Raw genomic sequence first — 20,884 nt, 5'->3', positions numbered from 1 at the left:
CCTGCCACGGGCCCCGTCCCCCGCCGTCCCGCTCAACGGGACGGCGGTTTGCGGATCGTGAGCCCGGGTCGTGCACTGCCCAGCATACCTACCAAGCATTTGGTTGTTCGGAGGCCTCGCGTGATCGAAGAGCCGGCTCCCTCGACCGTTCCCCGGCTGCTGGCCCGGGCGGCGGAGCGCCACGGTGACCATCCTGCGGTCGTGGACGGCGCCGTCGAGGTCGGTTACCGGCGGTTGGCCGAGCTCGTCGGGCGGGCCGCGCGGGCCTGTACCGCCGTGGGGGTCCGCCCGGGGGACCGGGTCGCGGTCTGGGCCCCCAACCGGCTGGAGTTCATTCTCGCCCTGCTCGGCGCCCAGTGCGCCGGCGCGTCCGTGGTGCCCATGAACACCCGCTACCGCGGTCATGAGGCCGCGGTCGTGCTGCGGCGCTCGCGCACCTCGGTACTCGTCCTCGCGAACGGCTTCCTCGGCGTCGACTACGTGGAGATGCTGCGGACGGCGGCGGCCGAGGAGGCGGTGCCGGAAGAGACCGGTCCCGTCCCGGGGCTGCCCGCGCTGCGGACCGTGGTGGACATAACCGCGGAACGGTCCTGCGACCCCGTCCTGTCCTGGGACGCCTTCACCGCCCGCGCGGACGAGGTGCCCGAGGAGGAGGGGGCGCGCATCGCGGCGGCGGTCGGCCCCGACGACATCTGCGACATCATGTTCACCTCCGGCACGACAGGTGTGCCCAAGGGGGTCATGAGCGCCCACCGGCAGACCATCGGGGCGGCCCTGGTCTGGGCCGACGGCGCGGCCTTGAGCCCCGCCGACCGCTACGCGATCGTCAACCCGTTCTTCCACGGCTTCGGCTACAAGGCCGGCGTGATCGCCGCCCTCACGGCCGGAACCACCGTCTACCCCGTGGCGACGTTCGACGCGGGCCGCCTCCTGGAACTCATCCGGTCCGCCCGCATCTCCGTGCTCCCGGGTGCGCCGACCGTCTTCGTGTCGCTCCTGGACCACCCCCGGCTGACGGAGCTGCGCCCCTCCACGCTGCGCTTCGCGACTGCCGGAGCCGCCACCGTCCCCGAGTCGCTGTTCCGGCGCATGCGCGAGGAACTGGGCTTCGAGACCGTGGCCCAGGCGTACGGCCTGACCGAGTGCACCGTGGCCACGAGGTCCCGCCCCGGAGAGGATCCCGCCCATGTGGAGCAGACGACCGGTCCCGCCGTGCCGGGTATCGAGATCCGGGTCGTCGACGCGGACGGCGAGGAGGTGGCGACCGGCCAGGACGGCGAGGTCCTGCTGCGTGGCGACAACGTGATGCTCGGCTACTTCGAGGACGAGGCCGCCACCCGGGCGGCGATCGACGCCGACGGCTGGCTGCGCACCGGGGACGTCGGGCGGCTCGACGAGCACGGCTGTCTGAAGATCACCGACCGGCTCAAGGACATGATCATCGTCGGCGGCTTCAACGTCTATCCGGCAGAGGTGGAGAACGTCCTGGCCAGCCACCCCCTGGTCGCCGAGTCCGCGGTGGTCGGCATGCCCGACGCCCGGCTCGGCTCCGTGCCCTGCGCCTACGTGGTCCCGCGCCGGGGCTCGGAACCCTCGGCGCGGGACGTCATCGCGCACTGCAGAGAACGGCTGGCCAACTTCAAGGTGCCACGCAGGGTGATCGTGGTGCCCGAGCTGCCGAGGAACGCCGCCGGTAAGATCCTCAAGACAGGGCTGCGGGAGCGGCTCGGCTGAACACCGGCCACCCGGTGACCGGGCGGCCGGGCCGCCGGGGTGACCGCCGGGCCGTTCGGTGCGGGGGTGGCTCGCCGCGTCGCGGGCCCGGCCGCTCGACCACCACGACCACGCACGCGGCCCGGCACCTGCCCTCTCCGGGCCCGGCCGCCGGGCAACCGCTCAGCCGAGCCGCTCGATCACCATGGCCATGCCCTGGCCGCCGGCCACGCACATGGTCTCCAGGCCGAACCGGCCGTCCCGCTCCTGGAGGGCGTGGATGAGTGTCGTGGTGATCCGGGCCCCCGTCATGCCAAAAGGGTGACCGAGCGCGATCGCGCCGCCGTTGACGTTGACCCGTTCCGGGTCGGCCCCCAACTGGCGCACGGAGGGGACCACCTGCGCGGCGAACGCCTCGTTGAACTCGAACAGGTCGATGTCGCCCACGGTGAGTCCGGCCTGCCGCAGCGCCTGACGGCTCGCCTCCACCGGTCCGAGGCCCATGATCTCCGGGCTGAGCGCGGACACCCCGGTGGAGACGATCCGCGCCAGCGGGGTGAGGCCCAACTCGCTCGCACGGCGGTCGCTCATCACGACCAGGGCCGCCGCCCCGTCGTTCAGCGGGCAGCAGTTGGCGGCGGTGACGGTCCCGTCCGGCCGGAACACCGGCTTGAGTGCCGACACCTTCTCCACCGTCACCCCCTTGCGGGGCCCGTCGTCGGCGGCGACCACGCTGCCGTCCGGAAGGGTCACCGGCGTGATGTCCCGCTTCCAGAAGCCCCGTGCCTCGGCCGCCTCCGCCAACTGCTGACTGCGGACCGCGAACTCGTCCTGCTCGCGCCGCGAGACCCCGCACATCAGTGCCACGTTCTCGGCGGTGTCGCCCATGCCGATGTAGACGTCGGGCAGGTCACCGGCCACCCGCGGATCGGTCCAGTCCGTACCCTCGCCTGCGGCGCGGCGGGCGGTGCGCTCGGCGGCGCGCGCGTACACCGGGTTGCGGGTGTCCGGCATCCCGTCGGCCTTGCCCCTGCCGAACCGTGAGACCATCTCCACCCCGGCCGACACGAACACCTCGCCCTCTCCCGCCCGGACGGCGTGGAAGGCCATCCGGGTCGTCTGCAGCGACGAGGAGCAGTACCGCTGGACCGTGGTGCCCGGCACGGTGTCGAGGCCGAGCCGCAGCGCGGTCATCCGGGCCAGGTTGTAGCCCTGTTCACCGGCCGGCTGCGCACAGCCCAGCATCAGGTCGGCGACCTCGGACGGATCGAGCGCGGGCACTTCGGCGAGCGCGGCCCCGACGATCTGTGCGGCAATGTCGTCGGGGCGCAGATCCCTGAGCGACCCCTTGTGCGCCCGCCCGATCGGGGAGCGCACGGCGGACACGATCACTGCTTCGGGCATGGGGACTCCCCTTGGTGGTCGGGATTCATCGTTCGCGTGACCTCGCGGCCAGCACACCGGTGTTGGGCGAGTGTTGGAGGAAGGCCGGCCACTCGCCCCCTCCGTCCACGTTCAGCACGGCGCCGGTGATGTGCGCGGCGAGCGGGGAGGCGAGCAGGAGACAGGCCCCGCCGATGTCGTCGGGCCGGGCGAAGACCCCGCGCGGGATGGTCGCCGCGACGCGGGCGGTCTGCTCCGCGTCGCCGTAGTGGTCCGTTGACCCCGGTGTCGCCACCAGCCCGCAGCTGACCGCGTTGACCCGCACCCGGGGTGCCCACTCCACGGCCAGGGTGGCGGTCAGGCTCTCCAGGGCCGCCTTCGCCGCGCCGTAGACGGCGGACCCGGGGCTGGGCCGCCGGGCGCTGATGGAGCTGATGTTGAGCACCACGCCGCCGTCGTCCTGGGCGTCCATGACCGGGAAGACCGCGCGGCTGACGAAGACCGGGGCGAGGAAGTTGAGGTCGGTGACCTTGCGGTGGAAGCGGGGCGAGGCGGTGGCGAAGTCGGCGAACGGCGCACCGCCCGCGTTGTTGACCGCGACGTCGATCCGGCCCCGGCGGGCCGTGATGTCCTCGACCCAGCGGTCGACCTGGTCCGGGTCGCGTACGTCGACCTTGCTGAAGTGCGCCGCCCGGTCCTCGACCGTTCGCGCGGCACCCGGCATGCCGCGCCCGCAGGTCTCGACCTGCGCGCCCGCCCTCAGGAACACCTCCACGATGCCCTCACCCACGCCCCTGGCCCCTCCTGTGACCAGGACGACCTTCCCCGACATGTCCAACTGGATCGGCATGGCGACACCCTAGCCACGAAGACCAATCAAGCGCTAGGTAGGTACACGGCAACAACCAAGCATTTGTTTGGTTCCTGTAGTCGGGGGCGAAGGCCGTTCCCGGTCGTCGGGACCTGTCGTGGCAGGCGGGCTGTCCCGGTCCGACACTCGCTCCACCGGCCTGTTCGTCCGTACCTGCCACCGACCGGAGGAATCACCATGACGCTCGCTACCGTCCCGCCGCCCGAGCAGGGGCCCACAGACCATGCGCACGCGGACGGCGCGGAACTGCGCGCCCTGGCCGAGCGCTACGCGGCGGCGCTGGACCGCGGGGACCGCGAGGACTACCTCTCCGTGTTCACCCGGGACGGCGTCGTGGTGATCCACGGCCCGGACGGATCCGTGGTGCAGGAGCGCCGGGGGCCGGCGGAACTCCTCAAGGAGTTCGACGACCTCGGCGGGTTCGACCGGGTCCACCACCTCGTCGGTGGACATGTGGCGGAGGTGACCGACGGCGGCGGATCGGCCACCGCGGTGGTCTCGGCGGAGGCACATCACCACAGTACGGGGACCGACGGGAACGCCACCGATCTGTACTGCCCGGTCCGTTACCACGACTCCTGCGTACGGACGGCCGAAGGCTGGCGGATCGCCCGCCGGGAGGTCTTCCCGCTCTGGTACGACCTGCGCACCGTCACCGCGCCCCGCTGGTGACACCGGCCCCGCCCATCGCTCCCTCCCCAGCCACCCGCACGACCGAGGAGTCACGGACATGACCGACGAGGCGACGACCACCGACTGGGACGAGGAGTGCGACGTTCTCGTTATCGGCTCCGGCGGAGGCGGGCTGACCGGCGCCTGCACGACCGCCGCCGCCGGGCTCGACACGCTGGTGGTCGAGAAGACCGGCTACTACGGCGGAACCACCGCGTATGCCGGCGCCTGCCTGTGGCTGCCCGGCAACGCGGCCCAGTCGAGAGCCGGGGTCGAGGACTCGGCCGAACTGGGCAGGTCCTACTTCCGGGCGATCGTCGGCGACAGCACCCCGGCCGACCTGCAGGACGCGTACATCGACAACGCGGGCCCGACAGTCGACTTCCTGGAGCACGACCACGACGTCCTCTTCGAACACCGGCCGTTCCCCGACTACTTCGACGCCCCCGGCCGGTTCCCGCTCGGGCGCGGTGTGTTCCCCGTGGAGTACCCGACACCGGAAGCCGGCGACGACCTGCTGGCGGCGGTCCGGCCCGCGGCCTGGGAGGAGCGCCTCGGCGTCCGGGGCCCGGAGGGACCGTTCACGGACGGACGCGCGCTGATCGCCCGGCTGCTGGTGGCCCTGCGGGCGACCGGGCACGGCAGGACCCGCCTGCGCACCGCCCTCACCGCCCTGGTCACGGACGCCGACGGGGCCGTCACCGGCGCGGAGCTGAGCACCTCCGACGGGGAGGGAACGCTTCGCGTCCGCGCCCGCAAGGGTGTCCTGCTCGCGGCCGGCGGCTTCGAGGCCAGCCACCGGCTGCGCCGCGAGTGGCAGCGACTGCCCGGCGCCGAGTGGACGATGGGTGCCCCCGGCGGCAACACGGGCGACGCCATCCTCGCTGCCCAGGCGATCGGGGCCGACACCGCGCTGCTCGCCGAGTCCTGGTGGTGCCCGTCGGTGCTCTTCCCGGACGGCTCGGCCAACTTCGCCCTGGGCTTCCGCGGCGGAGTGTTCGTCGACCGCCACGGCCGCCGCTTCGCCAACGAGTGCCTGCCCTACGACCGCATGGGCCGCGCGATGCTCGCCGCCAACGTCGGCAACGCGCCCGACCGGCCGGTGTGGTGGGTCTTCGACGGCCGTTGGGGAGAGGAACCGCCCGGCATCGTCGTGGTCCCGGCCGACCGCAAGTCCTTCGCGGAGGCGGGTCTCTGGCACACCGCCGACACCCTGGACGAACTGGCCGCGTCCACCGGTGTCGACGCCGCAGGACTCACCGAGACCGTACGTCTCTTCAACACCTACGCGGCCGACGGTGTCGACGCCGACCACCACCGGGGCGAGGACGCGTACGACAGGTTCTTCGCCGACGGCACCGGACCCAACCCGGGCCTTGTGCCGATCGAGCGGGGCCCCTTCCACGCGGTGCGGCTCGTGCTGGGCGACCTCGGCACCAAGGGAGGACTGCGCACGGACACCACGGCCCGGGTCCTGCGCGCGGACGGGGCGGTGATACCGGGCCTCTACGCCACCGGCAACACCATGGCGTCGGTGGCGGGCCCGTACTACCCCGGGCCCGGGGCGCCGATCGGCTCGGCGATGGTCTTCGGACACCTCGCCGGGCGTCACCTGGCCGACCGCGGAGCCGGCTCCGGGCGGATTCCGTAGCGGGGCACGGGAGGGCACGACGGAGGTGCCGCGGTGACCGGGCCCGGCGTGAGGCCGCCGCGAGCGGTCCGAGGCCGAACCGGTCCCGGACGTCCCGTGCTCCGGGGAGGGCGCAGGTTCGGCCGCCGCCGGCGCGGTGGCCGCGAATCGCCGGTCGACCCCTCGCAGCGGACCGGCGGCGAGGGGCCGGAGTGGGGACGCGGGGCGGACCCTCAGTCGTCGAGGGCGCGGAACGCCACGTCGAGGAAGGTGTCGGACGCCGTGGCCCGCAGACTCTCCCTGTACGACGAGATCGACGACACGGGCATCGTCGCCGGGACGACAGCCACGGCCCCCGCCCAGCCTTTCGCCACCGGCACGCCGGATGCCGGGCGCAGGACGGCGTTCTGGGGTGCTCCCCGCGCCCCGCTGTCGCTCGCGCTCTCCCCGGACGGGGGCCGTTCCTGGTCCCGTGCCCTGGACCTGGCCACCGGCGACGGCCACTGTCTCACCAACAACTCCCGAGACCGCCTGAACCGCGAGCTTTCCTCCCGTCGGCCCGGCAGACCCCGGACGGGTCCCTGCACGTCGCCTTCACGCACTGGCGGCAGGCTATCCGCTACCTCAGGATCCCGCCGGAGGAGATCCGCTCCGCCTGAACCGGCCAACCGGCGGCAGAGCACCACCAGGGCCCTGCCGCCGGAAGCCGCCTGCCGTGCCGTCACCGCGTCAGGACATGTTCCAGGCGAGGCTGTTCGCGCCCCGCTCCGGTGCCCTCCTGGTCCACCGCCGCGCCCTGGGCCGTCGACCCGGCCACGCCGAGGTTCAGACCGCTGCCCACGTTGACGAGCATGTAGCTGCTGCCGGAGCAGCCGTCGACCAGGTCCAGCGCCCACTGCTGGTTGGTGCCGCCGTTGCAGGTCCACTGCTGCACCTGCCACCGCTGCTCTTCGGCTGGTCCGGCACGTCCAGGCACAGCCCGCTGTTGACGTTGGTCAGCGTGTAGATGTTGTCCACCTGGGTCAGGTTCCACTTCCGGTTGGCACCGCCTGTGGACGGCCACTGGATGACGGGGCCCCCGTTGAACTTCGAGGCCCCGGAAGCGTCCATCAGCAGTGAACTGCCCGCGTTGGTGAGGGTGTGGACGCCGACGCCGGGTATGCCGCTGCCCGGCGACCAGGTTCCGGCGGCTGCGTCGAGCGACCAGGAGGGGTACTGGCCGAGGCTCACCGTCGTCCCCCGGATGGTCAGCGGGAGCCAGATCAGCTGTGAGTCGCCGAGGTCACCGGTGTTCCAGCGGTCGCCCGCGTACAAGTAGGTCGTGCCCGCGGTGCCCTGCACGGTGACGATGTTGGCCGTCTGACTTTGTACGTGTTGGTGCCGGGCGCGGCGAGCGTCCAGAAGGACGACCACGGGCCGCCGGGGGAGGTGGCGGTGGCGTAGACGTTGTCGTTGGTGCCCATCCGCTCAGGTGCGAGCCGAACGGGTAGTAGGTGCCGCCCACCTTCACCATGGCCGGCGTCTCGTAGTCGCCGACCAGCGCCACCGAGCTGGTCACGGAGAGGTAGTCGGCGGACAACGTGTCGATGCGTAGTCCGTTGGCCCGCTCCTCGCTGAGCAGGTAGGCGGTGCCGTCGGTGTTCCTGGAACAGGCCGAGGTTCCGGCTCTGGAAGCCCAGCGGACGGAAGCTGCCCTGGCTGACGATGCGCATGTACATCACGTAGGTGCTGGTCGACGCGTTGTAGATGACCTTGGGCCGCTCCACGATGCGGTTGGGGCCGATGTCACCGCTGCTCTGCTTGGCCAGCGCCACCCCCTGGTACGTCCAGTCGGACAGGTTGGTCGAGGTGGAGCAGGGGATGTCATGGAACGAGGTGTTCCCGGAGTTTGACGATGCCGAGACCGTGAAGCTGGAGGGTGTTCCTGTTCTGGTCGGTTCGGGTGGCGCCCAGGGTGAAGGACACGGAGGCCGCCTTTGCCTGGGCGGCGGGCAGCAGCAGCGCCGCGAGGGAGGCGAGCAGGGTGAGGATCGAGGCCGACACGACCCGCCACCGGCGGGTCGGGCGTCCGGGACGCGGTGTTCTGGGGGACATGGGCGTACCTCTCCTTTAGGACTGTGCGCCGCGTGGGAACGCGGCGGGGGAGTCGAGCGGCGGGGGGCCGGCCCAGGGACGGGGACGAGGTCCCGAGGCGGATCCGGGAAGGCGGCGGCCTGGGGGAGTCGGCCGGCCGTGTCTCCTCCCGCGTCCCTGAGCCGGAGTCATGGGGGTGTCTGGCTGTCCGGCGGATGCCGCGTCGGACAGCCCGGCCGGCGGAGGCGGGGACCCTCTCCAGCGACGGGGCGGTGGTGAGCCGCGTGTCCACTTCTGGTTCGCCTGACCGTTGCAGTCGTACAGCGCGAGGGGTGAACCGCCGGCGGTGGCCTCGTTGCTCACGTCGACGCAGCGTCCCGACTGGAGGCCGGCGATCGCCCCGCTCTCGGTGAGCGTCCACTTCTCGTGGGCACCGCCGTTGCAGGTGTAGATGCCGAGCTTGGTCCCGTTGGCCGTGCCCTGGCCGTAGGCCTCCCGGCACTGGTCGCCGTAGCCGCGCAGCTCACCGCCTCCGGTCAAGGTCCAGTTCTGGTTGGCGGCACCGTTGCAGCCGTGGATGATGACCCGGGGCCGTCGGCGGTGGAGGCCCCGGGGGCTTCGGGGCGGTTGACCCGGGCGGATGCGGGCCCCTATTGTTTGAAGTCAAACGATATTCTCCGAACCGTGCTCTTCGCCGTCCGTATGACCGTCGGTCTGCCGCCCGACCGGGACCCTGAGGCGCGCGCCTCGGCACTCGCGGCGGAGAAGGAGTACGCGCAGCAGTTGCAGCACACCGGAGCGTGGCTCCGCCTGTGGCGGTGCGCCGGCCAGGACGCCAACCTCAGTGTCTTCGACGTCACCGACAACGACCAACTCAACGACATCCTCTGGGGACTTCCGCTCGTCCCCTACATGGGTATCACCGTCATACCGCTGGCCCGGCACCCGTCGGCCATCGGCTGAGGCCCGGGAACCGGGTTGACCCGGTGGGAAGGGAGCGTCCACGGCCTGCCTCCGGCCGTGGACGCTCCCTTCCCGGAGGGGGCAGCAGCGCTAATTGCGCACGACGCGCCACCGGTTGTCGGCCGTGCCGTCGTCCGAGTCCTGGACCACGAACGCGCCGACGGCGGTGGAGCCGCCCGCGACTGTGAGGAGTTTGCCGCTGTTCTCGTTACGGATCTTGTAGGTGCCGTCGTTCTGGTCCAGCAGGCTCCAGCGGTGGTCGGCGGTTCCGGAGTCGGACCATTGCAGGACGGTCGCGTCGTCGGCCGTGGACATGTCCTGGACGCCGAGGACCTTGCCGCTGTGGGCGTTGCGGATGCGGAAGGCGGCGCCGTCGTTGACCAGCTCCCAGTTGTGGTCGGCCGTGCCGCTGTCGTTCCACTGCAGGGCCCGGCCGCCGTCGGCCGTGGACATGTTCTGGATGCCCAGGACGAGACCGCTGCTGGCGTTGAGGAGGCGGACGGTGGGGGCAGAGCCGATGCTCCAGTAGACCGTGTAGTTGTGGCCGTGCGCGTCATGGAACGGTCCGAGGTCGACGGTGGTGCCGTTCGCGGTGGCGGTGAAGGTGAGCGGGCCGGTGGCGGTCCGCTTGATCGTGGACGTGTCCAGGGAGGGCGGGGAACTCAGCGCGGTGTCACCGTAGTCACCGGACAGGACGAGCGGTCCGTAGGTGATCGCGGCGACCTTGGAGTTGTCGTTGGCCGGCCGCATGATGATCCGCATGGGCAGGCGGACGGTCACCGTGTCGCCGGCGGTCCAGGAGCGGGTGAGGGCGGCGTAGCTGCCGGGGGTGGCGGTGACGTTCTGCGGTGTGCCGTTGACGCTGATCACGGCCCCGGTGGTCCAGCCCGGGATACGGATGCGCATCGTCCACGTCCCGGAGGCGTTGCCCGTGACGACCAGGGTGCTGGTGTCGGTCGCCGGGAAGGACGTGGTCTGTGTGACGGTGAGGCCGCGCTCGGTCCAGGTGAGGACGGACGGCACGAACAGGTTCACGGTGAGGGTGCTGCCGCCGTCGTGGAAGTAGACGGAGTCCATCAGCCGGGTGTGCATCTCCAGGCCCGTGCCCTGGCAGCACCAGAAGGTGGTGTAGTCGGTGCTCCAGGTGCCACCGCCCCAGGCCGGTCCCACACCACGCCGGCCCCCGGGCTTGAGGGGAGTGAAGTAGGTGACGTGGCCGTGCGGGTCGGCCGGGTTCTGCTGGCCGATCATCTGGTTGAGCCATGCCTGCTCGTAGTAGTCGAACAGAGCCGCCCGGTCCGGGGTGAGGGCGTAGAGCTCCCGGGTGAGACTGAGCATGTTGACGGTGTTGCAGCTCTCGCAGGTGTCCTGGTTCAGGTAGGCGGCGATGGAGTTGGCAGCGCGGAAGTGCTCTGCCTGGCTGTTGCCGCCGATCGCGTAGGTGTGGGTGCCGACGCAGATGTTCCAGGCGTTGGTCGCGATGTCCCGGTAGCGCGTGGTGCCGGTGGCCTTGTACTCACGGGCGGCGCCGATCCACTTCGGTACCTGGGTGTTGGCGTGCAGCCCGCTGAGTGCGTCCGTGCCGGCCGCCAGCGGGTCGAACACCGCGGCGTGGTCGAACCGCTTGGCCACGGTCAGCCAGCGGTCGTCACCCGTCTGCTGGTAGAGGTCGGTCAGTACGGTGTTCATACCGCCGAACTCCGTGCCGAGCATGGCCTGTGTCTGCGCCGTGGTGAGCCGGCCGGTGCGCGTGTCGACCCAGCCCGCCAGGGCCAGCAGGACGCTGCGGGCCTGGGTGCTGCCGACGTAGCGCCACACGTCCAACAGGCCGGCGAGGGTCTTGTGGAGCGTGTAGTACGGCACGTTGCCGTTGCTCAGGGTGCGTGCTTCCAGGGCCGTGAAGTCGGACTCGGGGTAGCCGGAGAGATATCCGGTACCGAAGCCGACGGCGCCGTTGTTGGCCTGGCACTTGGCCAGTTCCGCGACCATGTACGTCGCCTTGTCCCGGCACACGGTGTCGCCGGTCACGGCGTACAGCTGGGCCCAGGCGGTGAGGAAGTGGCCCTGGACGTGGCTGCGGAAGGGGAACGACGGCGCGTCCCAGCCGCCGTTCGCGGTGGCGCCGCCCGTGGACAGACCGTGGTTGGCGCGGAAGACGTACAGCAGACGGTCCACGTCGACGAACCGCAGGTAGCTGCTGGTGCGGTTCTGGTTGTCCAGCCACCGGCTCGCGGTCAGCCGGACCTGGCCGAAGTCGAAGGGGTGTGCCAGCACCCCGATGTCCGCGCGGGCCGGAGGTACGACGGCGGCGCGCGCGGGGGCACTGCCGAGCAGGGGCCCGGCGGAGGAGGCGACGACTGTGGCCCCGGCCACCTGCAGGAGGCGGCGTCTGCTGACGGAGGAAGACATCGTGTGCCCTTTCCATGACGGGGGAGACTCTGGTCGGTGGTTCGGACGATGGGGAAGGACCGGTCGGTGTACGAGGGCGGGCGCCTTCCCCCTGGCTGGAGGGCCGGGCCCCGCTCCCGTCGCTGTCCTGTTCCTGGTTGCGCGGAGGTTCTTTGCCCGGGCCGTCGCCACGACCGGCGGCGGGTTGTGAGCCGCCGAGGTGGCACGCGAGGTGAGCGCGGTGTCCGGCGATTTTTTTCGGTGACGGCCGACGCGAGCGCCGGGTCCCGGGCGGGGCACGCTCCGCCGACCACGCAGGGGCGGTTGCCCGGTCAGGGGCTGGTCAGTTCGAACCGGGTGACCTTGACCGAGCCGCCGAGCGCCTGGGTGGCGTAGTTGAAGATGGCGTACCGGTAGCCCATGAAGAACCGCCACTCGTTGCCCATCGTGAACGCGGGCCCGAGACGGACGAAGGTGGTGCCGTCCGTGCTGTAGGAGAAAGTTCCCGGTCGGGCCGCGCCGGGGCGGATGTCCGCGTCCGCGCGCAGCCAGACGCGGCTTCCCGAGACGTCGGCGCTCGCGACCTCGGTGCCGGTGCCGGTGGTGTTGTAGCTGCTGTCCATGGTCAGGCCGTTCACCATCACCACCCGCGTCGCGCCGCTGTCGCGCTTGACGCCGATCCAGGCCGAGGAGTTGCGCAGCAGCGCGAGCCCGGCTCGGTCGCCGTCCTTCATGGCCGAGTGGTCGAACTGGATCGTCGCGGTGGACGTGGGCCCCTGGATCCGGTGGGTGAGGGTGTTCCGGGCCCAGTACAGGTCGTCCGTGACCGTGGCGGTCCGGAGGGTGAGGCCGTTGTTGACGGACCACCTGCTGTTGTCGGGGTTGTGGTTCCACTCCCACTTCGGAGTGAGGGTCGTCCCGGCGAAGGTGTCGACGCCGGTCAGCGGGGTGACCTGGCGGGGCGGGGCCGGGACGGCGGGGGTGGGGTAGGAGGCGCCCCAGGCGCTGCTGACGAGTTGTACGGTCGGCCAGCCGTCCGAGGTCCAGGTGATCGGGGCGAGGACGGGGATGCGGCCGCCGGGGTAGGCGTCGACGAAGGCCATGTAGTACCAGGCACCGTTCTGGGTCTGGACGAGTCCGCCCTGGTGCGGGACGCCGCCGCCGGAGACCGGTCCGGGCAGGTCGAGGAGAACCTGCCGCAGGGTGTAGGGCCCGAAGGGGCCGCTGGTGGACTTCAGGACGTACTGCCCGTTCGCCGGACGGGTGAGAAAGATGTAGTGGTTGCGGTTGATCTTGTAGAAGCGGGAGCCCTCGAGGGCCCCGACACTCGAGGGCGTGGTGAAGACCTGCTGGGTCCGGACCTGACTGCGTCCGTCCGCGGAGAGTTGGGCGACGTTGATGGTCGTGTTGCCGTAGGCCACGTACATGGTGTCGTCATCGTCGATGAGCAGGCCCGCGTCGTAGTAGGCGTTGTCGATCGTTGTGAGCCTGCTCCAGGTGCCGTCGACGGACGTCGCGGTGTAGATGTACGTCTTGGAGAAGTCGATCTGCCCCAGCCAGTAGAACGTCTTGTTGCTCGGGCGGTAGTTGAGGGACGAGGCCCAGACGCCCCTGACATAGCCCCGCGCGCCGTTCAGGTCGTACTTCGCGCCGAAGTCCAGCGTCGGCACGGAGTGACCGGCGAACTCCCAGTTGACCAGGTCGTAACTGCGCAGGACGGGTGCCCCCGGCGAGTAGTGCATCGTGGAGGCCGAGCAGTAGTAGGTGTTGCCGACCCGGATGATGTCGATGTCCGCGAAGTCCTGCCAGATCACCGGGTTGGCGTAGGAGGCGGCGACGGACTCGGGACTCGCCGCGGTGGGCGTGGACGCTGCCGCGCGTGCTCCGGACGCGGCAGGCACCGAGGCCCCGGCCAACAGACCGGTGGCCGTGGCCAGCGCTGAGCGGCGACTGCGCTCTTGGTTGAGCCATGACATGGGCGATCGCTCTCCTTCGTGTGACGGGACCGGACGTCAGCGGGTGACGGTGGTACCCGACGAGGTGCGTTGCGTCAGGGGGAGATGCCGGGGCGTCGGTTCCCCGGCGCACAGACCTCGGGTGTCGCGCGTGGCAGTGGGCCGGGCCAGGGTCACGGACCGATCACCCGGGGGCTCCCGCCCGATGGTGGGGGTACCCGGCTGCCGTGGTCATGTTCTGGTCGTTGCTGTTGCTGTGCCGTTGCGGACGAGTACGCCGTGGCTGATGTCCTCAGGACGGTCAGGGCTGCACGGTGGAGGCGCGGACGAAGACGTGGTGTGTCCACAGGCATACGGACTCCATGGGCGGTCGGGGCCCGCCGTACGACCACCATGCGCGTCGTTGTGCGTCCGGCGTGGTGGCGCGTGGGAGGGCCTTGCCGGTGCTGATGATGCGGGTGCTGTCGTGCCTGGGTCGTGCCGCGTGCCCGGATCGACCCGACGGTCATGTTCGATATCACGACCATCGACCGGCCCGTCGGTCGCCATGGATACTAGAAGGCTCGGAGGGAACGTCAATACCTCTCGCACCGAACGTCTCGACCGCACCCGTCCGCGCTCGCCAGGGGTGCGGCATCCCGTGCTCGGAGATGACGGACGACGACCGCCTCAGCGATCTCCTCCGCGGCCTACTGCCCTGCCCGCGTTCGGACGTCACCGTCACCGTGCTCGCCCGGAACACATGGGTGATCGTCCCGTTCCACGGAGTGGGCGACGGGAAGGAGAAGGCGGAAAGTACAGCCCGGGCCGGGAAGGGTGTCCAGTTCCAGCCGACCGCCATGGGCCGCGGCTATGGCCGACGCGATGGCGAGGCCGAGACCGGACCCCGCTTCGGCCTCCGCGCCGGGGCCTGCGGTGGCTCGGTAGAACCGGTCGAAGACGTGGGGCGCCTCGTCCGGTCCGATGCCGGGGCCGCCGTCGGAGACCTCGACCACGCAGACCGGGACGCCCGGCGGCAACGGAGGACAGACACTGCTCCGTCCGGGGCGGTCCGCGCCCATGGCTCCCGCGTCGGTCCGCGTGGTGCCGACCCCGACACGGACCCAGGTCCCGGCGGGGGTGTGGACACAGGCGTTGGTCACGAGGTTTTCCATCACCTGAGCGAGCTGGTGCGGATCGCCGAGTGTCTCCACAACGGAGAGCTCGCCGTCCTGGCCGGCCTCGTGACCGTCGCCCACCGGCTCCAGGCTGACGCGGTGGCCGCTATGACGTACGGCTGCGGTCGTCACCGCATCGGCGGCCAGGGCGAGCATGTCGACGGTCTCCCGTTTGAGCAGTGGCGCGTCGCCGAGCTTGGCGAGCGTGAACAGATCGCCCACCATGCGCGTCATACGGTCGGCGTTGTGCGCGATCTGCTCATACGCCTCGGTGCGCCGCCGGTCGCGCATCCCGGGCTCGTGGAGGAGGAGTTCCGCGAAGCCCTGGATCGAGGTGAGCGGCGTGCGCAGCTCGTGGCCGGAGTCGGTCATGAAGCGGCTCAGACGGGTCTCGGACGCCTCCGCACGTCGCAGGGCGGCGCGCAATCGGTCGAGCATGGTGTTCAGGGCGATACCGAGGCGGCCGACCTCGGTGTTCGGGTCGAGTGCGGGAACACCGAGGTCCAGGGCACCGTCTGTGATGCGCTGCGCCGCGTGCTCGATCCTGGTGAGCGGTCGCAGGCCGAGACGGACCGCGGCGTTGCTCAGCAGGACGACACCGAGGGCGACACCCGCGTCCAGCACGAGTCCGAGCCAGAGGAGTGTGGTGGTTGCGCCGTCCACGGTGTCCAGGGGGAGCGCCACCACGGCGCGCATGTTCCGGGGCCCGGAGTCGGTCACGAGGCGCCAACTCCGTTCCCGGTTCCCGGTGTCGTCACGTACTGTGACGGGCTCGTTGTCGGCCGGGTGCAGACCGGCGTCCGTCTCCGGCAGGGGAGGGCCCGCCCCGTCGCCGAGGGAGTCCGCGAGCAAGAGGCCGTCGGTGCCGTAGAAGTACACGTGGTAGTCCGAGGGCAGACCGTCGTCGGGGTCGGGATGCCGGAGGGCTCCGGTGTCGGCGATCTGCAGGTACACGTGGGCGGGGGGACGGAAGTCGAGGAGCCGGTCGTCGATCTGGTCGATGAGCCAGGACCGCAGCACGATCAGCCCGGTGATCTGGCACACGAGCACCGCCGCCGCGGCCGGCAGGCAGGCCATCCAGATGAGGCGTCCGCGCAGGGAGCGAGGTCGTGACGGTCGCAGCCGCATTCTCACGGGGCGGCCGTCCCGGCCCCCTGGCGGGGCAGGCGCAGGCAGTAGCCGACCCCTCGGACGGTGTGGATCAGAGCGGGCGGTGTCTGGTCGATCTTGCGGCGGAGATTCTTCACGTACGTGTCGACGATGCGTGTGTCGCCCGCGAAGTCGTACCTCCACACCAGCCGTAGGATCTCGGCCTTCTCCAGCACACGCTCGGGGTGGGACAGCAGACAGGTCAGCAGCCGGAACTCGGTGGGGGACAGTTTCAAAGCCCGGTCGGCACGCTGTACGTCGTGTGTGCCCTCGTCCAGGATCAGATCGGCATAGCGCAGCTCTCGCCGAGGGCTCCACGCGGACGCGGGCGCGCTGCCCCGGCGCAGGATGGCCCGGATCCGCAGCAGTACCTCCTGTACATGGAAGGGCTTGGTCACGTAGTCGTCACCGCCGGAGCTGAGCCCGACGATCCGGTCCTCTACCTCGCCTCGGGCGGTGAGGAACAGGACAGGGGTGTACGCACCCAGCGTCCGTAACTCCCGGGTCAGCACGAACCCGTCGGTGTCCGGGAGCATCACGTCCATCAGAATGAGGTCCGGGCTGCGGCGGCCCGCTTCGAACATGGCCTCCTGCCCGGTACCGGCGGGCACCACCGCGTAACCCGCGGCGCGCAGGGCGGACGTGAGCAGGGCGCGGATACCCGGGTCGTCCTCCACGACCAGAACGGTGTGGCGGGCACCGGGCGTCGACGGGGCGGCATCGTTCTGGCTCACGGCTCCGACTCACCTCGGACATGTAGGCAGACCGGGCCCGAGGGCCCGGTCTGGGACGGAGGCGCGATGCTATCCACGGTTTCTGTGCGGGGGATGAGTGAGGGGTCCTCGCTCCCTGAATGCCCGATGAGATCGCGCCAGGTGCGAGGACCCCTGAGGGTCGGACGGTGACGTGAGCCGGCATCCCGGGCGGGCATGACAGACGGGAAGCCCGGGATGCCGGCGGCTCAGCCGGTCACCTGCGTGTCCTCGGCGAGTGCCTCGGTCCGCTGGGTGACGGTCTGTTCGAGGGTCGAGGCCGCGGTGTCGAGGTCTTCGCTGGCGGCTCCGGCGGCGCGGGCCTCCTCGGAGATGGTCTGCAGCGCATCCGCGGCGGTTCCCGATCCGTAGAGCTTCTGGTAGAGCGACCGGTAGGCGTCCTTGTAGACATCGTCCAAGGAGTCGGACTCCAGGAACCGTTCCTTCAGGATGTGTCCCGAAGAGAATCCGCCTCCGCCGCCTCCGCCGGCGAGGTCCTGGCCTTCCCCGCCCCCGTTCTGGCCGCCGCCTGCGCCGGGCATTCCCTGGGGAGCACCGGAGGGAATGCCCTGGGGCGCTCCGCCCGCCGCGCCGTCCTGTCCGGCCTCCGGTGCCGTGCCGTTCCCCGCGGAAGCGCCCTGCTCGCCGTTGCCTCCTCTGCCTCCTCCGATGCTGAAGGTTTCGTCCGGTCCTGCTGTGGCGTCTCCGCTGAAGGTGAGGTTGTAGTCCCAGCCGAGGACGGAGAACTTCTTGGTGTCCAGGTCGTACCACAGCAGGTAGTTCTTGCCGGGGCCGGCCATGTCGTCGCCGTTCATCAGGAGGTTCTGCATGGCGACGTAGTTGGCCAACGACTCGACGTCGACGTACGTGTCGAGATCCCGCGCGAACTCCTCGTCGGAGGCGCTGTTGACCCACTTGACGAGCTGCATGACCGGTTCGAGGTCCTGACTGCCCTTCTTGTTCAGCTGCTTGAACGAAGACTCGTAGTCGGTCGGGTCATCGCCGATGTAGGCGAAGCTGCCTCCGGCCTTCGCCTTGTAGAGCACTCCGTTGCCCAAGTCCTCGGCGTAGTCCGTGTCGGGGCTCTCCACCATCAGGCGGGTGACGGCCGGCCGGTTGTTCACCTGCACGGATGTGAAGCCGAACTGCTCGGCCGTCTGGCCGCTCTCCTCGGTCAGCGACAGCGAGAGCGCCTCGTTCAGCGGCACCTGCGCGTCGCTGCCCGGCCTGAGTGAGATCTCCCTTTCACTCTGGTAGGCACGCCCCTCGACATACTCGTCGATCTTGATGAGCCACGGGAGTTCCTCGGGCTTGTCCTCGGACAGGTTGTACGACACCATGCCGCCACCCATGCCGCCGCCGTCCGCGTTCCGGGCGCCGTCCTGACCGCCCGTTCCGTTCGTCGCTTCCCCCGATGCACCTGCGTCGGCCTCACCGGCGCCTTGCGGAGCGCCCTGCGCGGCATTCGGCATGGTCCGGCCGCCACCGGCCATGCCCGAAGTGCCACGCAGGGACATCAGTGTGGAGTTCCCCTTCAACCGGATTCCGACGTCCTCCAGATGGACCCCGTCGATGGTGAGGTCGGCCTGTATGTAGTCCTTGGTGCCATCCTCGCGGAACTCCTCCATCACCTTCTCGAACCTGCTCTGGTCGTAGGTGAGCTGGATCGAGTGGGACACCGTCCGGTCGTAGAGGTCCACCGTGCCCTCGACGTTCTCGGTGATGGGGTCGGACTCCACCTGCGACGCGGAGGTGACGTAGGGAGAGACACGCGCGTTGCCGAGGAAGTACACCATCGACGCGAGCCCGACGCTCAGGACGGCGGCCGGCCTCCAGTGGTGGCGCAGGCGGACCGGCAGCCGGTCCCGGAGCCGTCGCCCGGGCCTCCTTGGACGGCCCGCCATCACAGGTCGGTCGTGTCGTAGCCGGTCAGGACCGTCACGCGCTGCCCGGACGTGCGTGCCTGGAGAGCCGAGACCAGGTCGCCCGGCTCGGTGCCCTTCTTCATGCGGACGGTGTAGAACACCTCGGTCAGTGCCCCGCCCCGGATCGTCTCGGTGCTCACCAACTCGAACTCGCTGGTGTACTTGATCAGCACGTCCGTGATGGCGGGGGTGTGGTTCTCCCCGGCCGGGACCTGGACCTTGACGACCTGCCGCTGGACGTTGAGCGCGAACCAGTTGAACTTGAACATGACGATGACGACGGTGCAGATGACCACCGCGCCGACGGCGGCCAGGGTGTAGAAGCGGGCTCCGCAGGCCATGCCGATCGCCATCGCCAGGAAGACGAAGCCCACGTCCCTGGTTTCCTTGATCGCGTTTCGGAAGCGGATCACGGACAACGCGCCGACCAGTGAGAATGCCCGGGCCAGGTTCGATCCGACCACGAGCATGATCAATGCGACGATCATGCCGACGATGACAAGGGTCTGTACGTAGGACTGGCTGTAGGAGACGTTGCGGTGCGTGTAGCGGTAGGCGTATCCGATCGCCGTGCTCAGGATGAACGACAGCGCCATGGCCGCCACCACGTCGGCCACACTGAACGTGCCGCTGAGTTCCTGTAGTTCGAAGTTCACTGTGCTCCTGCCTTCATCGGCGCGCCCGGCGCCGGCCGCTGGTGTTGCGGCGGTTGTCCTGTGGAGGTGGGGGGCGGGTAGTCCGCCTCGTTGACGTGGAAGACCGACCGGGGTGCCAGGCCGAAGGCCTCGACGGACTGCACGTACTTGGATATCCGGACGAGGTTCAGATTCCGGCGGGCCGCGAGATCCGTGATCCAGTGCGGAGTGCGCTCGTTCACCTTGATCTCCATCACTGACAGGTGCGCAGGGATGGTGAACCGGTTCTCGGGCGTGGGTATGCCGAAGTGGAAGTCCCGGTCCCGGCCGCGGACGCGCCGGTCGAAGGTCACGCGCAGCCCGGTGTCCGCGTCGCGTCCCACCAGGGCTTCACGCTGGTAGCCGGTGATCGCGGTGGGTTGGAGGTTCAGCCGCACGATCAGCTCCAGCACCTCCTGGATGAACGCGCTCTCCCTCAGTGAGTGCTCCACCATCTCTTTGCCGTCGCACAGTCTGCGCGCGACCTGGTAGGGGAGGGTGATACGGCGCTTCTGTGTGACCCGGTTGACCCGCTGCTTGATCTCCACGCACACCGGTGACTCGTCGGTCACGCCGTCGAGGTCGCCGTAGTGGCGGAGGCGCAGCTTGCGGCGGAACTTCAGCCCCTCGATCTTCTCCCAGTAGAAGCGAAGCTGCGGGGTGTCGTAGTACAGGCTCCACACCCCGTAGCCGCCGACCGGACTGTGCAGGTCACGGTCCATCCGCTCGGCCAGTTCGTCCCGGATCTCGGCCGCCTGTTCGACCGGTACGAGATATTTCAGTTCGAACCGGTTGAACGCGTGCAGACGACTGGCCACGTGCAGCGGAGCCGTTGCCTCGTGTTGGCCGGCGTTGCTCTCGCCTTCGTCCGCCCGAGCCCCACGGGCCCGTGCGTGCCTGGGCGCGGCTGCTTTCGACCGGAACACCATGCGTCTCCTTGCTCTCCGTGCGGACCAGCCAACGACGCATACGCAACCAGCGGCTCCTGAAGGGCCGATGAGAATGACGGGTGTATTTCAGGAGCCTTTTGGATGGCTCTGAGATGAACGACCGGGGGTCCCCGCTCGGGAGTCCGGCCGAGCTCGCGTTGGTCTCCGCCGTACCGTGCTGGTCGAGGAGTCCACCGCCCACCCGCCTGGAGAAGGTCACCGGACCGGCGGACGAGCCCCGGCTGGTCCTGCATCCGCGCAAACGCCACGTCACAGGCCCCACCGCCGAGACCCTGACCAAGGCTGCGGCCGCCGCGCTCATCAGGAACTTGCCGCCGACCTCCTGGCCGGCGAGAACCGCCTCCAGTGCCCCTGGACGGCCCTCATCTGCCTCGAACCCTTCATGGCTCCAGACATGGGATGCTTCAGGGAAGAGAAATGGAATAAAAGGGATGTTATGGGTCTGGTGTTGAAGTTGAAGCGCTTTTCATCCCAGCAAGATGGTTGACACAGTTCGGTTACATGCAAGAAATTCATGCCTGACATCCGGCGACGCCCGCCCGTGGCCGAGGTGGCATACCGCGTCGGCTCGAAGCCGTCGACACCGCAGTGCTGCCATCCGTTCGCAGGGCGTCTCCCCATACTTCGTG

At 70.0% G+C, this 20,884-nt stretch carries 19 protein-coding genes; 5 read left to right on the top strand and 14 right to left on the bottom strand.

Going from position 1 to position 20,884, the window contains the following annotated elements; genetic code table 11:
• Positions 1-120: 120 nt before the first annotated feature.
• A complete protein-coding gene (locus ACIRF9_RS42540) occupies positions 121-1,734 on the top strand; it encodes an AMP-binding protein (RefSeq protein ID WP_403834001.1) in 1,614 nt (537 codons plus the stop codon).
• A gap of 162 nt (positions 1,735-1,896) precedes the next feature.
• Here ACIRF9_RS42540 and ACIRF9_RS42535 read toward each other — a convergent pair whose 3' ends face one another.
• Both ACIRF9_RS42535 and ACIRF9_RS42530 read right to left on the bottom strand, forming a co-directional pair.
• Positions 1,897-3,117, bottom strand: a complete 1,221-nt coding sequence (locus ACIRF9_RS42535) for an acetyl-CoA C-acetyltransferase (protein WP_403833999.1) — start codon at positions 3,115-3,117, stop codon at positions 1,897-1,899.
• 25 nt (positions 3,118-3,142) lie between these two features.
• A complete protein-coding gene (locus ACIRF9_RS42530; RefSeq protein WP_403833997.1) occupies positions 3,143-3,946 on the bottom strand; it encodes an SDR family oxidoreductase in 804 nt (267 codons plus the stop codon).
• Positions 3,947-4,144: 198 nt separating this feature from the next.
• On the opposite strand from ACIRF9_RS42530, the gene ACIRF9_RS42525 reads away from it, so the two are divergent.
• Together ACIRF9_RS42525 and ACIRF9_RS42520 are read left to right on the top strand one after the other, a co-directional pair.
• A complete protein-coding gene (locus tag ACIRF9_RS42525) occupies positions 4,145-4,639 on the top strand; it encodes a nuclear transport factor 2 family protein (protein WP_403833995.1) in 495 nt (164 codons plus the stop codon).
• A 58-nt stretch (positions 4,640-4,697) separates the two neighbouring features.
• Complete coding sequence (locus ACIRF9_RS42520) at positions 4,698-6,290, top strand: FAD-binding protein (protein ID WP_403833992.1); 1,593 nt, start codon at positions 4,698-4,700, stop codon at positions 6,288-6,290.
• A 212-nt stretch (positions 6,291-6,502) separates the two neighbouring features.
• On the opposite strand, the gene ACIRF9_RS42515 is transcribed toward ACIRF9_RS42520, so the two are convergent.
• From ACIRF9_RS42515 to ACIRF9_RS42505, 3 genes are all read right to left on the bottom strand, one after another.
• Positions 6,503-6,781: a hypothetical protein gene (locus ACIRF9_RS42515; RefSeq protein WP_403833990.1), complete on the bottom strand. Its 279-nt coding sequence runs from the start codon at positions 6,779-6,781 to the stop codon at positions 6,503-6,505.
• Between the two features lie 209 nt (positions 6,782-6,990).
• Positions 6,991-7,158, bottom strand: a complete 168-nt coding sequence (locus tag ACIRF9_RS42510; RefSeq protein WP_403834145.1) for a hypothetical protein — start codon at positions 7,156-7,158, stop codon at positions 6,991-6,993.
• A complete protein-coding gene (locus ACIRF9_RS42505; protein WP_403834143.1) occupies positions 7,095-7,430 on the bottom strand; it encodes an RICIN domain-containing protein in 336 nt (111 codons plus the stop codon). Before ACIRF9_RS42505 ends, ACIRF9_RS42510 begins: the two co-directional genes overlap by 64 nt.
• Between ACIRF9_RS42505 and ACIRF9_RS42500 the strand changes: the two genes are divergently transcribed.
• Positions 7,336-7,587, top strand: a complete 252-nt coding sequence (locus ACIRF9_RS42500) for a hypothetical protein (protein WP_403834153.1) — start codon at positions 7,336-7,338, stop codon at positions 7,585-7,587. The two genes, ACIRF9_RS42505 and ACIRF9_RS42500, sit on opposite strands and share 95 nt — an antisense overlap.
• A 545-nt stretch (positions 7,588-8,132) precedes the next feature.
• Here ACIRF9_RS42500 and ACIRF9_RS42495 read toward each other — a convergent pair.
• The gene (locus tag ACIRF9_RS42495; protein WP_403833987.1) at positions 8,133-8,363 is read right to left on the bottom strand and encodes a hypothetical protein; all 231 of its coding nucleotides are present in this window, start codon (positions 8,361-8,363) and stop codon (positions 8,133-8,135) included.
• A gap of 15 nt (positions 8,364-8,378) precedes the next feature.
• Positions 8,379-8,921 carry a ricin-type beta-trefoil lectin domain protein gene (locus ACIRF9_RS42490; protein WP_403834140.1) on the bottom strand — a complete coding sequence of 181 codons (543 nt, stop codon included), beginning with the start codon at positions 8,919-8,921 and terminating at the stop codon, positions 8,379-8,381.
• Between the two features lie 105 nt (positions 8,922-9,026).
• On the opposite strand from ACIRF9_RS42490, the gene ACIRF9_RS42485 reads away from it, so the two are divergent.
• The gene (locus ACIRF9_RS42485; RefSeq protein WP_403833985.1) at positions 9,027-9,305 is read left to right on the top strand and encodes a muconolactone Delta-isomerase family protein; all 279 of its coding nucleotides are present in this window, start codon (positions 9,027-9,029) and stop codon (positions 9,303-9,305) included.
• A gap of 90 nt (positions 9,306-9,395) precedes the next feature.
• Here the strand turns inward: ACIRF9_RS42485 and ACIRF9_RS42480 are convergent, their stop codons facing one another.
• The 7 genes from ACIRF9_RS42480 to ACIRF9_RS42450 all read right to left on the bottom strand — a co-directional run bounded on the left by ACIRF9_RS42480 (position 9,396) and on the right by ACIRF9_RS42450 (position 20,123).
• Complete coding sequence (locus ACIRF9_RS42480) at positions 9,396-11,714, bottom strand: beta-L-arabinofuranosidase domain-containing protein (protein ID WP_403833982.1); 2,319 nt, start codon at positions 11,712-11,714, stop codon at positions 9,396-9,398.
• A gap of 311 nt (positions 11,715-12,025) precedes the next feature.
• Positions 12,026-13,669, bottom strand: coding sequence for a glycoside hydrolase 43 family protein (locus tag ACIRF9_RS42475; RefSeq protein ID WP_403833980.1), 1,644 nt, complete (start codon positions 13,667-13,669; stop codon positions 12,026-12,028).
• A gap of 668 nt (positions 13,670-14,337) precedes the next feature.
• Positions 14,338-15,882: an ATP-binding protein gene (locus tag ACIRF9_RS42470; protein ID WP_403833978.1), complete on the bottom strand. Its 1,545-nt coding sequence runs from the start codon at positions 15,880-15,882 to the stop codon at positions 14,338-14,340.
• A 53-nt stretch (positions 15,883-15,935) separates the two neighbouring features.
• A complete protein-coding gene (locus tag ACIRF9_RS42465) occupies positions 15,936-16,688 on the bottom strand; it encodes a response regulator transcription factor (protein WP_403833976.1) in 753 nt (250 codons plus the stop codon).
• A gap of 227 nt (positions 16,689-16,915) precedes the next feature.
• A complete protein-coding gene (locus tag ACIRF9_RS42460; protein ID WP_403833974.1) occupies positions 16,916-18,610 on the bottom strand; it encodes a CotH kinase family protein in 1,695 nt (564 codons plus the stop codon).
• The gene (locus ACIRF9_RS42455) at positions 18,610-19,287 is read right to left on the bottom strand and encodes a DUF4956 domain-containing protein (RefSeq protein WP_403833972.1); all 678 of its coding nucleotides are present in this window, start codon (positions 19,285-19,287) and stop codon (positions 18,610-18,612) included. The genes ACIRF9_RS42460 and ACIRF9_RS42455 overlap by 1 nt, the downstream gene beginning before the upstream one ends.
• The gene (locus ACIRF9_RS42450; RefSeq protein WP_403833969.1) at positions 19,284-20,123 is read right to left on the bottom strand and encodes a polyphosphate polymerase domain-containing protein; all 840 of its coding nucleotides are present in this window, start codon (positions 20,121-20,123) and stop codon (positions 19,284-19,286) included. Before ACIRF9_RS42450 ends, ACIRF9_RS42455 begins: the two co-directional genes overlap by 4 nt.
• Positions 20,124-20,884 lie beyond the last annotated feature (761 nt).

It is taken from the genome of Streptomyces sp. NPDC096132, from assembly GCF_044763345.1.
GTDB lineage: Bacteria > Actinomycetota > Actinomycetes > Streptomycetales > Streptomycetaceae > Streptomyces.
Note: the sequence above shows the minus strand (reverse complement) of the source record. Positions and strands in the feature narration are given on the sequence as shown.

What these genes read in the sequence shown, in the direction of transcription:
- ACIRF9_RS42535 (WP_403833999.1), bottom strand. Translation starts at nt 3,117, where the DNA reads ATGCCCGAAGCAGTGATCGTGTCCGCCGTGCGCTCCCCGATCGGGCGG.
- ACIRF9_RS42530 (WP_403833997.1), bottom strand. Translation starts at nt 3,946, where the DNA reads ATGCCGATCCAGTTGGACATGTCGGGGAAGGTCGTCCTGGTCACAGGA.
- ACIRF9_RS42525 (WP_403833995.1), top strand. Translation starts at nt 4,145, where the DNA reads ATGACGCTCGCTACCGTCCCGCCGCCCGAGCAGGGGCCCACAGACCAT.
- ACIRF9_RS42520 (WP_403833992.1), top strand. Translation starts at nt 4,698, where the DNA reads ATGACCGACGAGGCGACGACCACCGACTGGGACGAGGAGTGCGACGTT.
- ACIRF9_RS42500 (WP_403834153.1), top strand. Translation starts at nt 7,336, where the DNA reads ATGACGGGGCCCCCGTTGAACTTCGAGGCCCCGGAAGCGTCCATCAGC.
- ACIRF9_RS42495 (WP_403833987.1), bottom strand. Translation starts at nt 8,363, where the DNA reads ATGTCCCCCAGAACACCGCGTCCCGGACGCCCGACCCGCCGGTGGCGG.
- ACIRF9_RS42480 (WP_403833982.1), bottom strand. Translation starts at nt 11,714, where the DNA reads ATGTCTTCCTCCGTCAGCAGACGCCGCCTCCTGCAGGTGGCCGGGGCC.
- ACIRF9_RS42475 (WP_403833980.1), bottom strand. Translation starts at nt 13,669, where the DNA reads ATGTCATGGCTCAACCAAGAGCGCAGTCGCCGCTCAGCGCTGGCCACG.
- ACIRF9_RS42470 (WP_403833978.1), bottom strand. Translation starts at nt 15,882, where the DNA reads ATGGCCTGCCTGCCGGCCGCGGCGGCGGTGCTCGTGTGCCAGATCACC.
- ACIRF9_RS42460 (WP_403833974.1), bottom strand. Translation starts at nt 18,610, where the DNA reads ATGGCGGGCCGTCCAAGGAGGCCCGGGCGACGGCTCCGGGACCGGCTG.